This window comes from Streptomyces sp., assembly GCF_035563135.1.
In the GTDB taxonomy this organism is placed as follows: Bacteria; Actinomycetota; Actinomycetes; order Streptomycetales; family Streptomycetaceae; genus Streptomyces.
In genome coordinates this window covers 1-14,957 of record NZ_DATMVN010000724.1, presented here as the reverse complement: position 1 = coordinate 14,957, position 14,957 = coordinate 1, and the positions used below count along the sequence as shown (strand labels likewise).

At 70.8% G+C, this 14,957-nt stretch carries 14 protein-coding genes; 8 read left to right on the top strand and 6 right to left on the bottom strand.

The window, feature by feature from the left end; genetic code table 11:
• Positions 1-1,228: carbohydrate-binding protein (locus VN520_RS32150; RefSeq protein WP_325750455.1), on the top strand; the 1,228-nt coding region annotated here is incomplete at its 5' end.
• 179 nt (positions 1,229-1,407) lie between these two features.
• On the opposite strand, the gene VN520_RS32140 is transcribed toward VN520_RS32150, so the two are convergent.
• The 5 genes from VN520_RS32140 to VN520_RS32120 all read right to left on the bottom strand — a co-directional run bounded on the left by VN520_RS32140 (position 1,408) and on the right by VN520_RS32120 (position 7,232).
• Positions 1,408-2,019, bottom strand: a complete 612-nt coding sequence (locus VN520_RS32140) for a GTP-binding protein (protein WP_325750454.1) — start codon at positions 2,017-2,019, stop codon at positions 1,408-1,410.
• A complete protein-coding gene (locus VN520_RS32135; RefSeq protein WP_325750453.1) occupies positions 1,997-2,368 on the bottom strand; it encodes a DUF742 domain-containing protein in 372 nt (123 codons plus the stop codon). The genes VN520_RS32140 and VN520_RS32135 overlap by 23 nt, the downstream gene beginning before the upstream one ends.
• A gap of 2 nt (positions 2,369-2,370) precedes the next feature.
• The gene (locus tag VN520_RS32130) at positions 2,371-2,805 is read right to left on the bottom strand and encodes a roadblock/LC7 domain-containing protein (RefSeq protein ID WP_325750452.1); all 435 of its coding nucleotides are present in this window, start codon (positions 2,803-2,805) and stop codon (positions 2,371-2,373) included.
• Between the two features lie 7 nt (positions 2,806-2,812).
• Entirely contained in the window at positions 2,813-4,885 is a 2,073-nt protein-coding gene (locus VN520_RS32125) for a sensor histidine kinase (RefSeq protein ID WP_325750451.1), read from the bottom strand.
• A 550-nt stretch (positions 4,886-5,435) separates the two neighbouring features.
• Positions 5,436-7,232, bottom strand: coding sequence for an ABC transporter ATP-binding protein (locus VN520_RS32120; RefSeq protein ID WP_325750450.1), 1,797 nt, complete (start codon positions 7,230-7,232; stop codon positions 5,436-5,438).
• A gap of 175 nt (positions 7,233-7,407) precedes the next feature.
• Here VN520_RS32120 and VN520_RS32115 point away from each other — a divergent pair, with 175 nt between their 5' ends.
• On the top strand, positions 7,408-7,731 hold the full coding sequence (locus tag VN520_RS32115) for a hypothetical protein (protein ID WP_325750449.1): 324 nt from the start codon (positions 7,408-7,410) through the stop codon (positions 7,729-7,731).
• A 107-nt stretch (positions 7,732-7,838) separates the two neighbouring features.
• On the opposite strand, the gene VN520_RS32110 is transcribed toward VN520_RS32115, so the two are convergent.
• Positions 7,839-8,282, bottom strand: a complete 444-nt coding sequence (locus tag VN520_RS32110) for an SRPBCC family protein (protein WP_325750448.1) — start codon at positions 8,280-8,282, stop codon at positions 7,839-7,841.
• An 854-nt stretch (positions 8,283-9,136) separates the two neighbouring features.
• On the opposite strand from VN520_RS32110, the gene VN520_RS32105 reads away from it, so the two are divergent.
• From VN520_RS32105 to VN520_RS32080, 6 genes are all read left to right on the top strand, one after another.
• Positions 9,137-10,489 carry an MFS transporter gene (locus VN520_RS32105; protein WP_414720021.1) on the top strand — a complete coding sequence of 451 codons (1,353 nt, stop codon included), beginning with the start codon at positions 9,137-9,139 and terminating at the stop codon, positions 10,487-10,489.
• Between the two features lie 325 nt (positions 10,490-10,814).
• Positions 10,815-10,973, top strand: a complete 159-nt coding sequence (locus VN520_RS32100; RefSeq protein ID WP_325750447.1) for a hypothetical protein — start codon at positions 10,815-10,817, stop codon at positions 10,971-10,973.
• Positions 10,970-11,941 carry an acyl-ACP desaturase gene (locus VN520_RS32095; RefSeq protein WP_325750446.1) on the top strand — a complete coding sequence of 324 codons (972 nt, stop codon included), beginning with the start codon at positions 10,970-10,972 and terminating at the stop codon, positions 11,939-11,941. Before VN520_RS32100 ends, VN520_RS32095 begins: the two co-directional genes overlap by 4 nt.
• Before the next feature lie 500 nt (positions 11,942-12,441).
• The gene (locus VN520_RS32090) at positions 12,442-13,287 is read left to right on the top strand and encodes a hypothetical protein (RefSeq protein WP_325750445.1); all 846 of its coding nucleotides are present in this window, start codon (positions 12,442-12,444) and stop codon (positions 13,285-13,287) included.
• A 47-nt stretch (positions 13,288-13,334) separates the two neighbouring features.
• Positions 13,335-13,607: a phosphopantetheine-binding protein gene (locus VN520_RS32085; RefSeq protein WP_325750456.1), complete on the top strand. Its 273-nt coding sequence runs from the start codon at positions 13,335-13,337 to the stop codon at positions 13,605-13,607.
• Positions 13,604-14,824 carry a beta-ketoacyl-[acyl-carrier-protein] synthase family protein gene (locus tag VN520_RS32080; RefSeq protein WP_325750444.1) on the top strand — a complete coding sequence of 407 codons (1,221 nt, stop codon included), beginning with the start codon at positions 13,604-13,606 and terminating at the stop codon, positions 14,822-14,824. The genes VN520_RS32085 and VN520_RS32080 overlap by 4 nt, the downstream gene beginning before the upstream one ends.
• Positions 14,825-14,957 lie beyond the last annotated feature (133 nt).

The following is a 14,957-nucleotide window of genomic DNA, read 5'->3' as shown; positions in this document are numbered from 1 at the left end:
CGCCGATCCCCGGTTCGGCCCGGTCGAGGCCGGTGAACTCCAGTCCGTCAACGGCGTGTTCGAGGACATGGAGTGGAACCGCCCGTCGGCCGCCGTCTTCGGACCGGACGGCGCCCTGTACGTCGTCGATTCGGGGCTCGGCAGCGGCACGGGCCGCGACGGCGGCACCGAGGGCTCCGGGGTCTTCCGGATCGACCACGTCGGTGACGCCCGGCTGCCCGGCGCGGCCGTCACCGCCGATCACGACAACGGCCCGGCGCCGCTCACGGTGGCGTTCACGGGTACGGGTTCCGGGCTCCCCGGGGACGAGCCGGTCACGTACGCCTGGGACTTCGACGGTGACGGCGGCACCGACTCGACGGAGCCGAGCCCTTCCTACACCTACCGCACCGAAGGCCAGTTCACGGCGCGCCTCACCGTGACCGGGCCCGAAGGTACGACGGCCATGGCCGGCCAGGAGATCACCGTCGGCAACACCCGGCCCCGGATCTCCGTCCACCGGCCGGCGGACGGAGAGGTGTTCCGTCCCGGCGACACCCTCGCCTTCACGGTGGAGGTGTCGGACGAGGAGGACGGGAAAGGCGCTCCGGTCGACTGCTCACGGATCCTCGTACGCTCAGAGGCCGGCCGGAGCGGCACACTGCGCCGCCTCGCGGGCTCCGCACGGTGCCGGGGCTCGGTCGTCACAGAGGCCGGGGACGCGGCCCCGGCCGGCACCCACCGGATCACGGTGCTGTACACCGACAGGGGCGCCCCGAACGCCCCGCAGCTCACGGGCTCCACCTCGCTCACCCTGCGTACGGCGTTCCAGGAGGCGGAGCGGTTCACGTCGACCGGAGGCGCACACGACGGAGTCGTGGCCGGCAGCCGTGCGCAGGCTTCGGGCGGCAGGGCGCTGACGGAGATCGAGGACGGGGACTGGGTCGTCCTCGATCCGGTGCACCTGGGGAACACCGGGTCGGTGACGGTCGGAGCGACGGCCTGCGGGACCGGCGGAACGGTCGAATTCCGGGCCGGCTCCCCTGAGGGCCTCCTCCTCGGCTCGCTGCACGTCCCCGGCGCAGAGGGCAGGGCCGAGGCGGTGTCCCCGACGGCTGCCTTGAAGGACCCTGGCGGAAGCACGCCGTTGTACATGGTGTTCACCAACTCGGCCTGGAGCAGCGAGAAGCCGGACCTGTTCACCCTGGACTGGCTGCGCTTCGACGGGCCGGGGGCCGGGCCGCCGTGACGAAGCCGACCGTCAGGAACGGCGTACCGGTCACCTCGGCCACCCGGTCGGCGAAGGCGTCGAAGCTGTCGAACGAGGCGTCGGCGCGCTCCCCCGGGCCGAGCCTCCGCAGCCGTGCGCTCCGGCGCGGTCGTCCTGGTCGACGGGGGTGAACAGTGGCCGGCGCGTCCCGTACGGAGTCACGGGCGGGTCCCGAAAGCCTGGAGCGGCGCGGGGGCCGTGGCGTTGATGAGGTGCTGGACGAGGGTGACCAGTGTCCCGGTGCCCGAGCTGGCGATCCGGGCGTCACAGAGGACGACCGGTACTTCGGGACCCAGATCGAGCGCCGCCCGCACCTCCTCCGGTTCGTAACGATAGGCACCGTCGAACTCGTTGACCGCGACGATGAATCCGATGCCGCGCCGCTCGAAGAAGTCGACGGCGCCGAAGCACTCGGCCAGACGGCGCGTGTCGGTCAGCACGACCGCGCCGAGGGCGCCCTTGGACAGCTCGTCCCACATGAACCAGAAACGCTCCTGTCCCGGGGTGCCGAAGAGGTAGAGCACATGCTGTTCGGACAGTGTGATCCGGCCGAAGTCCATGGCCACGGTGGTCGCCGACTTGGACTCGATGCCTTCGAGGCTGTCGGTCGCCGCGCCGGCCTGCGTCAGGAGTTCCTCGGTGCTGAGGGGCGCGATCTCGCTGACGGCGCCCACGAACGTCGTTTTGCCGACGCCGAAACCGCCCGCGACCAGGACCTTGAGGGCCACGGGAAAGTATTCGGGGCTGTCAGAGCTGTCGTCGTAGACCATCGAGCACTGCCTCCAGCAGGGATCGGTCGGTTGGCATGTCGTGGAACGCGGGGGCGTGTGCGGTGACCGCCCCGCAGTCGACCAGGTCGGACAGGAGGACCTTGGTGACGACGGCGGGCAGCCGGAGGTGGGCGGCGACCTCCGCCACGGACGTAGGTCCGTCACAGAGCTCCAGGGCAATGGTGTGTTCGGGGCCGAGGTGGTCCTGGGGTTCCCTCCCGGTGGCCATCACCAGGGAGAGCAGATCGAGCACGGTGGTCGGCCTCGTCCGGCCGTCGATCACGGTGTACGGGCGGATGAGCCGGCCTGCCGCGTCGTCGAGCAACGGCCCGTCCTGCGTGGCCGGCATTTTCACAGCCCCGGAGTGAACGGCGCTCCGGCCGGCTGCCGGAGCGGCGTCATCAGGTAGGGGCGGACGCTCTTGACCAGCATGGCCATCTCGTACCCCAGCACGGCGGCATCCGCCTCGCGGCCCGCGAGGACGGCGAGACAGGTACCGGAGCCGGCGGTGGAGACGAACAGGAGGGTCGAGTCGAGCTCGACCACGACCTGTCTCACGTCGCCGTTGTCACCGAAGCGGGCGCCGGCGCTCCGGCCGAGCGAGTACAGGCCTGCGGCCAGGGCGGCCATGTGATCGGCGCTGTCGGCGTCCATGCCATGGACGGATTTCACCAGGCCGTCCGCCGAGAGGAGGACGGCGCTGCGCGTGTGGGGCACGCGCTGGACCAGGCCGCTCAGCAGCCAGTCGAGGTCCGCGACCTGGCCGGACGGCATTTCGCTCGTCATGGTGCATCTACTCCTTGGAGGTGTTCTCGGTTCGTGGAGCCGGCTCGGGCCGCTGCGGCTCCCGGTGCCCCGGATGGAGTCGCTCGGCACCGGCCGCCGCGGTGGTACCGGGGCCGCGGAACGGCAGCGGGGCGAGACCGTGGGACCGCTGCGCCCCGACAGTCGTGGCGGGCCCGGTGGCAGCGGGCGCGGAAGCAGGAGCGTCGTATGCACCCGCCGTTCCCGGCTCCTCGGCGGTCCGGGCCTCGGCGAGGTCGACCCCACGCCGGAAGGCGGCCATCAGCCCTGGATCGTGCAGGGTGTTCTTGTTCTCGGCACGTGGAGCAGGTGCCTGCCTGAGCTGCGGGACCAGGTGTTCCTGGTTGCTGCGTCTGGGGAGCCGGGGGCGGCCGGGGGCGGCCGCGCCGGGTGCGGGCACTTCGGGTGCGGGCGCTTCGGCGGCAATGCCGCTGTCCGCGACGGGCCGCACCGATACGGCGGGCTCCGGGTCCGGAGCGGGCCGGGCCGGGGCGGTGGTCCCGGCCGGCGGGGTGGGGCCGGTGGTCTCCACGGCCACGACGACGGGTGGGGATGCGGCGAGGTTCGGCCGGTCGACCCGCTCGGCGCGCAGCGGCAGCGGCGGTCCCTCCTCTCGAAACCGGTCCTGCCGGGGCTTCACGTCCAGCGGTGGTGGGTGCTGCGCGGCCTGCGGCGAAGTCATGGAGGACGCGTCGTGGGCAAGCGGCCGGTGGACGGCTCCGGGCTGCGGCGCCGGTGCGGTGTCGGGCGCCGTCGTGGCGTCGGGTGCCGGTGCGGTGTCAGGTGCCGGTGCGGTGTCAGGTGCCGTCGTGGCATCGATGTCGACACCCAGGAGGACCTCGGGGAGCACGAGTACCGCCTGTGTGCCCCCGTAGATGTTGCTCTGCAGGCGTACGGCGATGCCGTGTCTGCGGGCCAGGGAGGCGACCACGAACAGTCCGATCCGCCCGTCCTGCAGCAGATGGGCGACATTGACCTGGTCGGGGTCGGCGAGCAGGGTGTTCATGCGCTTCTGCTCGGGTCCGGGCATGCCGAGGCCCCGGTCCTCCACCTCCAGTGCGAGTCCGGCGGTGACGCGCTGGGCCCGCAGCAGGACCTGGGTGTGCGGGGCGGAGAACACCGTGGCGTTCTCGACGAGTTCGGCAAGGAGGTGGATCACGTCGGCGACCGCGTGTCCGCGCAGGGTCCCGTCGATCGGCGGGACCAGCTTGACCCGTGGGTACTGCTCGACCTCGGCGATCGCGGAGCGCAGCACCTCGGTCACGGTCACGGGGTTGCTCCACTGCCGCCGTGAGACGGCTCCGCCGAGCACGGCGAGGTTCTCGGCGTGCCTGCGGATGCGGGTGGCGAGATGATCGACGTGGAAGAGGCCCTTGAGCAGGTCGGGGTCCTCGACCTCGTGCTCCAGCTCGTCGAGGATCTGGATCTCGCGGTGCACGAGGGATTGCAGTCGTCTGGCGAGGTTGACGAATACCTCGACCTTCTGTTCGCTCTGTTCGTTCCCGTTGCTGCGGAACAGCTGCGAGACCTGGACGACGGCTGCTGCTGCGGCGTCCTGGGAGCGGCCCATCTCCTGGGCGAGGAGTTCGAAGGCGTCAGCGCCGGGCCCGGCCGTGGATGTCGCCCGGCGAGCCGGCAGGGGCTCTCCTTCGCGGAGCCGTTCCACGACGCGCTGGAGCTCGGCGCGATGCTCGGCATCGGCGCGCCGGAGTACCAGAACGCGGTCGAGCACCCCGTTCGCGACACGGTTGGCACCGAGGAAGGCAGCCACCACGGCCGCCACAGCGAGGGCCCCGGATCCGCCGAGCGCCGCCAGGAGACTGCCGGACGGGCGCACCCCGGAGGCCCGGATGGTGAAGATGACGGCTGCGGCTCCGCTGAGCACGGCGGCCACGGCCGGCAGGACGGCGGTGCGCAGCAGCTGTGGCCGCAGACGGCTGGGGGGTGCGGGCTGCGGAGCGCGCGGCCGGCTCGTGGCCGAGTGCGAACGGCCACCCGGGCGGCCGTGTCGTCCGCCTTCGCGGCGTTCCGGTCGCGCGGCGGGTGCGCGAAGTTGAGACATCATCGTCCTCGGTACGTGGGGCACCAGGAATCGGCATTCGTGTGGTGACACCTACGGTGGTCGGTCAGGCCCGGGTCAACTGCTGGGGCAGGCTCGACCGATAGGAGCCCACCGTTGATCACCGGCAACACACGGTAGTCGTCAATCGTCCGCGCGCGGCGTGCAGTTGTCGAAGTTGCCCGCCAGGCGTCCCGCTCTGGTATGACACCTCGCACGGGCAGCCGAATCCACTCGCCCTCAATTCCGAACTGGGATACGGATATCGCCCGCGTGCGCCGATCGCGGAGCCTGCCACAAGGGGGCCGCACGAAGAAGGGCCCCGCCTCCCGTCCCTGGCCCGGGAAGCGAGGCGGAGGCCGGCCCAGGAGATCTTCCAGGTGATGGTCCAGCACCCTGAGCGCCTCGCCGGAGAAACGCTGTCCCAGTGCGACGTCGCCCCCGGACTCGTGGCCAGGTTCCAGCGGATATCGGCGTCGGTCCGTTCATCGGTCGGTGCGCCTGCCCCGTCAGGGTGCTCCTGTCAGCAGTCGGCTCGGGGCGGTGCTCCGCGTCACCTCGGGCGGGCCGGCTGAAGCCCCGCGTACACACCGTCCTTGCTCAGCAGTTCCTCGTGCGTACCCACCTCCGCGATCCTGCCGCCCTCCATGGCCACGATGCGGTCGGCGCCCTGGATCGTGGAGAGCCGGTGGGCGACGACGAAGACCGTCCGGCCGTGCACGAGCCGGGTGAGAGCCTCCTGCACGAGGGCCTCGGAGCGGTTGTCGAGCGCGGACGTGGCCTCGTCGAGCACCAGCACCCTCGGATCACGGATCAGCGCCCTGGCGATGGCGAGGCGTTGCTTCTGTCCGCCCGACAGCTGCGCTCCGCGCTCCCCGATGACCGTGTCGAGGCCGCGCGGCAAACCGTTCACGAACTCCAGAGCGTTGGCATCGCGGAGGGCACGTATCAGCGTCTCCTCATCCGTGTCCCCCATGCCGTACGTGACGTTGTCACGGATGCTGCCCTCGAAGAGGATCGACTCCTGGGGCACGACCGAAAGGAAGCGCCGGTAGGTCCGCAGGTCGAGCCCGGCCATGTCGGTGCCGTCGAGCAGGATACGGCCCGCAGTGGGCCTGATGAACCCGATGAGCAGGTTGAGGACGGTGGACTTGCCCGCGCCCGAGGCCCCGACGAGCGCGATGGTCTCCCCCGGCCGCGCGGAGAGGGTGAACCCGTCGACCGCCGGCTCCCCGTCCCCGTAGGCGAATCCGACGTCCTCGAAGTCGATGCGGCCCACGACACTCTCGACGCGCGCTTTGCCCGCGTTGTTCTCCAGGTCCGGTGCCTGCAGCACCTCACCCGCCGAACGCACCGACTCCAGGCCCTTGGTCAGGAGGGGGGCCAGGCCCAGCAGCGTCGTCACGGAGCCCGTCAGCACGGTGAAGAAGGAACTGAGCATCACCACGTCCCCGGGGGTGACGGCCATCCACCCGTGGTACGCCACGAGAGCGGAACCCGTCAGGCACAGGACGCCGAGCGTGTTGAGGATGACCCAGGCCAGTGACCCGAAACGGCCGTTGAGCATGTCCAGGCGCATCCCGGCCGCGAACACCTGGCGCAGCGACCCGTCGACCCGGCCGAGTGCGGTCCGTTCCAGGCCATGGGCGCGAGTGATGGGGATGAGAGTGGTCATCTCACCTACCCGGGAGGAAAGTTGCTCGACCTCGCGGCGAAAGGACTCGTTGTGGCTGCGCAGCCGCCCTCGCAGCTTCATCACGAGGAAACCGGAGGCGGGCACCACGACGAGGAAGACGGGCAGGAACTCGGGCACGCGCACACCGATGACGACGAGTCCGCCGATCAGCGTGACGACGGCACCGAGGCCCATGTCGGAACTCTGCTGCACCATTTGTTCCACGGCTTCGACATCGCGGACCACCTTGGCCTGCAACACGCTCGAACTCACGCGTGAGTGATAGCCGATGGACAGCTGCTGCATCCGGCGGCAGAGGGCCGACCGCAGAGTCGTGCCCATGCGCCGGATACTGCCGGCCAGGCACCGTACGTACCACTGGTGAAGCGGGTAGTTGATCACGAGGATGAACAGCAGGACGCCGCTCGCCTTCCAGATGCCCGACTCGGGGCCGTGCTGCACGACCACGTCGAGGATGGTGGCGGTGATCAGCGGCAGCAGCCAGATGGGGCTGTGCTTCACGACGAAGATGGCGACCGCCAGAGCCAGCCGGCCACGGTCGGGGCGGAAAAGATGCCCGAGGGTACGGACGGGGTTCTCGCCGCGGTAGCGGTGATCGAGATGGTCGAAGGGCGCCGGGGGGTCGACGGCGAGCGGTGAAAGCGCTTTCTCCATAGGATCATCCCACCCGTTCCCGACCTCACCGACAACCCCCGGTCCGCAGGAAGAGACAGCGGACGGGGGGACCGGCGCCCGGCGTCGGCCGTTCACGCCTCCCCCGTCGGCAGGCTGATCGATATCTTTCGGGATCACCCTGCGTAATCCCTGGTCGACCGGGTATCGGGCCGGAATGTTCAGATACAGGCGTGTACGAGTTCTGACCGTCCTGCTCAGCGGCTGGGTGGCGCTGACCGCCGTGGAGCGATGGGGGGAGCAGGCCCCCTGGCCGGACGCTGCGCTGAGCGGTCTCCTGTGGGCGTGCGTCGTGGCCGGCGTCTGGTGGTTCGCGGAATGGACCCAGTCACCGCTGAGCACCGCACGCGAGGCGGCGGCGCGCAAGGCGGCGGCGCGTGCGGCAGCACGCCCGCAGGGTGAGGCCCCGCACGGACGGGAGACGAACACCGAGGAACCGGTCACGGGCCCGCCCGGCACCACGACGCCGTCACGGCACTGATCCCCTGCCTGCGCCGTACCACACACGTGACCGCCCGTGCGCACTTCGGAGGTGCGCACGGGCGGTCACCGTCTGCGGGGCTCCACGCCCCGGTGGACGGTCCGTGGTCACAGGCCCCTGGGGCCCTCGCCCGCCGCCGTGGACTCGGCCAGCTTCTGGAACTCACCCAGGTCGTAATTGGCGAGGGCGGAGTCGAGATTGGTCAGGGCACCCAGATGCTCCACGAAACCGTTGGGGTCGTACTCGATCTGCAGGGCGACCCGGCTGGAGGTTTCGTCGAGCCGGTGGAAGGTGACCACACCTGCGTGATGCACACCCTCGATCGTCTTCCAGGCGATCCGGTCCTGCGGGACGACCTCGGTGAGCTCCGCGACGAAGCCCTTGTCGGCGCCCGGCAGGGACAGCTGCCAGGAGAACCGGCGCTCGTCCAGCGGGTCGACCCGTCGCACATGGCTCAGAAACTTCGGCCACTGCGTCACGTCGCTCCACAGAGCCCAGGTGACACTGACCGGCGCCTTGATGTCGACCGTTTCGACGAGGGAGGAGGACATAAGGAAAACAACCCCTTCTTTCGCTCGGTTACGCCTTGCGCTGCCGACTACCCGATAGTCGGCAGCGCACGCATGCCCTTCCCGGCCTCCCGATCGCACCGGGCCCGCCTCCCGACGGTACTCACGGCGTCGAGACGCCGGCCCACGACCCCGCGCAGCCCCGTCTCACGGCCGCCGGGGACCACCCACGCTCACGAGGTATCGAGCGCGGCGCGCCGGACCGCGCTCTCCGCGCAGTGGCTGTCCAAGCGCCGGGCGGACTCGGCGATCTCGCCCGGGTCCGCCTCCCCCGCATGACAAGGACGACGCCTCGATCGCTCCCACCCGCTACGCGGACTGGCTGGCGTCACACCGGGGAGAGGCGTCCCCCTCCTCCGCCGGGTGACGTCGGCGGATCCGTGAGCAAGGCGGTCCCACGGCCGGCCACAAACGCCGACCGGAGCGCGGACAACAGCATGTGACCGGTTACGGGCCGGGCTCCGGGCGCCTGAAGGGGATCCTCTCCGCGACCGTGAACCTGTCCGAAGGTGCCGGGTCCACCGGCCCGGAGCAAGCAGCGGCGGACGCTGGTCACGTCATCACCGCCCGCCCGGTCCGCCGGGCCTCGTACGGCAATCGCCTTTCGTGCTGGGTCGCCGGGCGCTACTGTCCGGGTGCAGAGTGAGTTGGCCCGTGAGGAGTTGCAGACATGCCCGGTCGCCCGAGCGCGCGTTGACGTCGTAGGCCGTCATCGGCCCGTCATCGCGTGCTGCTCTTGATGTCGCGGCACAGCGAGCCCTCCCCTGCCCGCCTCGCAGGCGCACCCCGTGCGCGCCGGACGACGGGCTTCGTCATCGGCCGTCCGAGGGATCTCCGTGCTGTTCGCTTCCTCCGCTGTACCCGGCTCCCGCCGGTCCGTTCCGCCGAGTCTGTGGTGGGACCGCGACTTCCGCAGACTCTGGGTGGGTCAGACGGCCTCCCAGTTGGGCGAACACACCACTGTGGTCGTCCTCCCGCTCTTCGCCGTCCTGTCGCTCGGCGCCGAGGCCGGTGAGCTGGGCGTCCTGCGCGCGGTGGGGCAGGCGCCGATCCTGCTGCTCTCGCTCCTCGTCGGTGCGTGGGTGGACCGGTGGCGGACCCGCACGGTGATGGTGGTGACGGACGCCGGCCGGGCCTTCGTGCTGGGCGCCGCCGCCGTTGCCGGTGTCCTGGGCTGGCTCGGCCTGCCCGCTCTGCTCGTGGTCGCGTTCGCCGTCGGGGCACTGTCCGTCTTCTTCGACGTGGCCTATCAGGCGTCTCTCGTACGCCTGGTGGGACGCGATCAGTTGTTGCAGGGCAACAGTGCGCTCGAGGGCAGCCGGTCCGCGGCGCAGATCGGTGGTCCCGCTCTCGGCGGTGCGCTGGTGTCACTGCTGTCGGCGCCGGCCGCTGCTGCCTCCAACGCGGTGTTCTTCGCGTTGTCCTTCCTGTCGATCCGGCGGATCCGCCGGTCCGAGTCGGTCCCGGAACGCTCAGGACGTCCCCCTCGGGTGTCGAAACGGATCCACGAGGGTCTCCGCTTCGTCGTCAGCGACACCTCGCTGCGGACCGTGTGCCTCGCCTCGGCCGCGTTCCAGCTCTCCTTCGCGGCCATGACGACCGCCTATCTGCTCTTCCTGCCGCGGGAACTGCACTTGTCCGGCGCCACCGTCGGACTGGTGCTCGCGGCGATGGGACCGGGCGCGCTGCTGGGCTCGATGCTGGCCGCTCGCCTGCCGAGCCGGTTCGGTCACGGCACGGTGCTCGTGTCGGCGGCGGCACTCGGCGACGGGGTGTTCCTGTGTGTGCCCGCGCTGCACGGCTCCTCGGCGGTGACGGTTCCCGTGCTCCTGGCGATCAACATCGTGTTCGGGGCCGCCGGCCAGTTGGTGAACGTGACGGTCATGGCGGTACGGCAGGCCGTCACTCCGGACGGACTGCAGGGCCGCACGGCCGCGACCATCACGTTCGTCGGCATGGGGATGGCTCCGCCCGGCTCCCTGCTCGGTGGGTTTCTCGCGATGGAATGGGGGGTGCGCACCAGCCTCCTGGTGACGGCCGCGGGCATGATGGTGTCCCCGGTGGTGATGGTTTCGTCCCCGCTCGCACGCCTCGGCCGGACGCTTCCGGCCGCCCGGGATGTGCCGTCGGCGGCCGACCGTTCCGCGGCCCACGGGTCCAGCAACCGCCCTTCAGAGGACGCCGGGTGACCCACCCGCTCCCACGGCCGCGTCGGAGTCCGTGTCCGCCGCCGGCCGGCTGTCCGCGGTGTGGGCGCTGTGGCCGTCGGAGCCGATGCCGTTCGGCAGGGTGTACTCAGCGGGCCGTCATGGACGGCGCCCTCACTGGCACCGTCCATGACAGCGCCGGATCACTGCCCACCAGGCAGCTCCAGCACCGCCTTCGGCAGCCGCCGGGCCGAGGGCCCGGGAAGCCACCGGGCGCACACCGTCAAGTCAGCACACCGGTGTCACCGATACGGACCCTTCATCCCCTGGAGCGTGTCACCGTCCCAGCGGTGATCGTTAGCCATGCATGCCCACTCCTGGAAGCGTGCTCACCGCTGTGGCCGGTGAGACGACAGCCGTCACGATCGACCCTCGTCAGGGGGATCTGCCCCGTTCCGCCTTCCCGGGTGTCCTGCCGCCGGTGGCCGCACGGGCGATTCCCGGCGAGACCGAGGCAGGCCGGTGAGTGAGCACCCCGCCGCCACGGACACCCTCGAACCGCAAGACCTCCTGCGTGAGCTGGAACCTGTCGTCGAACGGCTTCTCTCGCGCCACCTGAACCATGCGACCGACTGGTTCCCCCACCAGTACGTGCCCTGGGGGCGCGGCCGGGACTTCGAGGGCCCGCTCGGGGGCGAACCCTGGGACGAGTCGCAGTCGAGTCTTCCCCTGCCGGTGCGCAGCGCCTTGCTGGTGGGCCTGCTGACCGAGGACAACCTGCCTTCCTACCACCATGCCGTTGCTCAGGAACTGGGCCAGGACGGCGCTTGGGGCGCCTGGCTGAACCGGTGGACCGCGGAGGAGGACCGGCACGCGACAGCGATGCGTGCCTACGTTCACGCCTCGCGGTGCATGGACCCGCTGGTCCTGGAGCGTTCCCGGATGGCTCAGCTGAGTCGCGGATTCACTCCGCACCATCACGAGGACCTACTGGCCAACGCGGCGTACCTGATGGTGCAGGAGCTCGGTACCCGGGTCACCCACCGCAACACCGGGCGGCACAGCGGTGATCCGGCCTGTGATCAGTTGCTCTCCCGTATCGCGGTGGACGAGAACCTGCACATGCTCTTCTACCGTGACCTGTTCGCCGCCGCGCTCGAACGGTGGCCGGACCAGGCGATGTGCGCGTTGGCCGAGGCCGTCACGTCTTTCCGTATGCCGGGGGCGGAGATGGCGGGCTTCCGGCGCCTGACGATGCACGTGGCGGTGGCCGGCATCTACGACCAGCAGGTGCACCATGGGGAGGTTCTGCAGCCGCTCCTGCGTCATCTGCGTGTGTGGCAGTGGCCGGGCCTGTCCGCGCCCGGGGAGGCCGCGCGGGACCGGATCGCGCGATACGTGCGGGATCTGGGTGAGGCCGGTGCGCGTTTCGACGAACGCCGCAGCCATCTGATGGCGAGGCAGGCGGTCTCGCCCGTCCTCCCCGCTTCATGACCACCACCGCTCAGCGGACGGCTCGGCGCGGGACGGCCGGCCGGGCCCTGGGCATTCCGCCCCCGGCCGTGACGGTCACGCCTTCCGCTTGGGCGATCCCGGCCGGCGTCGTCGGCACTCGCGGCCCCGAGGACGACCGACGAGGGGCGCCGCCCCGCAGGAAGCACACATCGCCCCCTGTGAGGACATCCCTCCGCGGCTCATGCCGCGATCACAGGTGCCAGTGCCGCAGCACACTGTCGCCCCGCGCCGAATCGTTCCGCTGCGAAGAAGCCCTCCAAGGACGTGTCGATGCACCCGGTTACTGCCCCACACCAGCGCGCACGGGCGGGGGTCCGTGGATGAAGGCCGCCGCGGGGATCGGGGTCGCAGGGGCCGCACAGCTTCTTCCCGGGGCCCTCCACGCACCACCGGCCCGGTCGGATGCCGGAGCGAACGGCGGCACGGTTCCGGCCGTCCTGGCGGAACGGGCGCCGAGCGGTCCGCAGATGGCGTGCCAAGTGACGGTCGCCGGGCTCCAGCAGGCGGGACTGACGGCCGAGCAGGTGCAGCTCCTGGTGCTGGCGTCCGGTTTCGACAACGGTGACGAATGGCGGCTGGCTCCCTTTCACCTCGCTCGGGCGTGCGGCGCGGTGCGCGCGACCGTCCTGGGTGTGCAGCAGATGTCGTGCGGCGGAGCAGCCGGTATCGAGCATGTGGTGGCACGGATGACGGCCGACATCGCCCTGGAGCACGCCGTGGTCGTGGCCGGTGACTCGTTCGCCGAGCTTCCTGCTGAGCACTGGACCAGCGCCACCGGGGAGGGGGTGGCGCTGGAGGACGGGGCGGCGGCGGTGGTGCTGAGCCGTGTCGTGCCCGGCCGGTTCCACATCCGCTCGGTGACCTCCTGCGGCGCCCCCGTGGTACCCCTGCCCGCCGGGCTGGTCGCGGCGGACGCGGCGCCCGCGGTGGGGGACACGGTCAAGCAGCACCTGGTGCACGCGTGGGAGATGCGTCGGCTGATCAGCACCGTGATCCGGCAGGCGCTGGAGGACATCGGCGCGGAACCGGACGACCCCTCGATCGCCGACGTGCGCCTGCCCCGCCTGGGACAGCCGTTCCTGCGCGCAGCGGTCCTCCCCGCCCTCCCCCCGCCTCTCCGGGCGAAGGTGAGCACCGCCGGGCAGGACACCGGGCACCTCGGATCCGGTGACCTGCTGGCCGATCTCGCCACCCTCCACACGGAAGCCTCCGCCGGACCGCCCGGTGCTTCCGTCTCCTTGCTGCTGTCCCTCGGCACCGGCATGACCGCCAGCTGCGTGGCCGTCCACGACACCGGTCCGCTGCGCCCTTCTCCTCACTCCTGACGCCCTGCACACCGACGCCCCTTGAAAGGACTGCTGCCTTGTCCCCCATGCTTGCTCTGCTCGTCGGCACCCTCACCGATCACTTCGGGAAGACCGCCGGAGCCTTCGGGCCCGGCACCCGTCTGGAGGAACTGGAGGTCGACTCCATCGCCATGCTGGAACTGCTGACCATTCTGGAAGATGATCACAACCTGCACATGCCCGACGACATCACCGCACTGCGGGACAACCCCACCCTGAGCGAGGTCGCCGACTTCCTCCAGAGCGTGCAGCCGGCGACAGCCCCGGCCGCCGGAGCGGTCAAGGCGACCGCCGTATGAGCGCCGATGCCGTAGCGGTGACCGGTCTTGGAATGGTCACCGCAGGGGGCCATGACGCTCTCTCCACCTGGGAACGCGTCCTCGCGGGTTCACCGACCGCCTCCTACGACGCGCAGCTGCAGGGTCTGCCGGTCACCTTCTCCTGCCGGGCCGAGGCCTTCAGCCCGAAGCAGGTCCTGGGGAACAACTACACCTGGCGTATGGACCGCTTCATCCAACTCGCCCTGGCGGCAGCCCGCGAAGCGGCAGCCCATGCCGGGCTGGAGCGTGGAACGGTCGACCCGGTGCGCCTGGGGGTGGTCATCGGAGCCAGCGGCGGTACGGCCGCCAGCGGAGCCGCATGGCGAAAGCTCTTCGAGAACCGGCCCCAGGGCATTTCACCGACGACGATCCCCGGCGGTTCGGCCAACATGGCAGCCGGTGAGGTCAGCCTCGATCTCGGCGCCCAAGGCCCCGGGTTCTGCGTCAGCACCGCGTGCGCCTCCGGTTCCTCCGCCATCAGTCTCGCTCGCGACCTGCTGCGCTCCCACACCTGCGACGTGGTGGTGGCCGGCGGCAGCGACTCCGCCTGCTCCCCCCTGGCGGCCGCCAGCTTCGACAAACTGAGAGCCCTCTCCCGCCGCAACCAGGCGCCGGAGGAAGCCAGCCGGCCCTTCGACGCCGACCGCGACGGTTTCGTCCTCGCCGAGGGCGCGGCGGTGCTGGTACTGGAACGGAGCGAGCACGCCCGTGCACGCCGTGCGCCGATCCATGCCTATCTGACCGGAGGAGCCCTGGGATGCGACGCCCACCACTCCACCGCTCCCACCCCTGACGGCAGCGGCGCCGCCCGCACCATCAACGCCGCTCTCGCCTCGGCGGGCATGGGAGCCCGTGACATCGACCACGTCAACACCCACGGCAGCGCCACCGAACTCAACGACCTGTCCGAGGCCCGTGCGCTGCACACCGTCTTCGGGTCCCCGCCCCCGGTGACGGCGAACAAGAGCGTGCTGGGCCATTCGATCGCCGGGGCCGGTGCCATCGAGGCGGCCCTGACCGTCCTGACGCTCCAGCACCAGCAGATCCCGCCCACGGCGAACCTCGACCGCATCGACGACCGCATCGACCTGGACGTCGTCACCAAGGTGGCACGCCCGCAGCGGATGCAGACGGCCCTGAGCACGTCCTTCGGTTTCGGCGGGCAGAACGCCGCGCTGATCTTCACCAGCGCCTGACCCCCACCACCCCTTGCAGACACCCGGGCCCGGTCCGTGCCGAGCTCCCGTACAGACGGAGGACGAACCCATGGGACGAAGTGTCGTAGTCACCGGAGCCACCAGCGGTATCGGTCTCGCGGCCGCCCTGCGT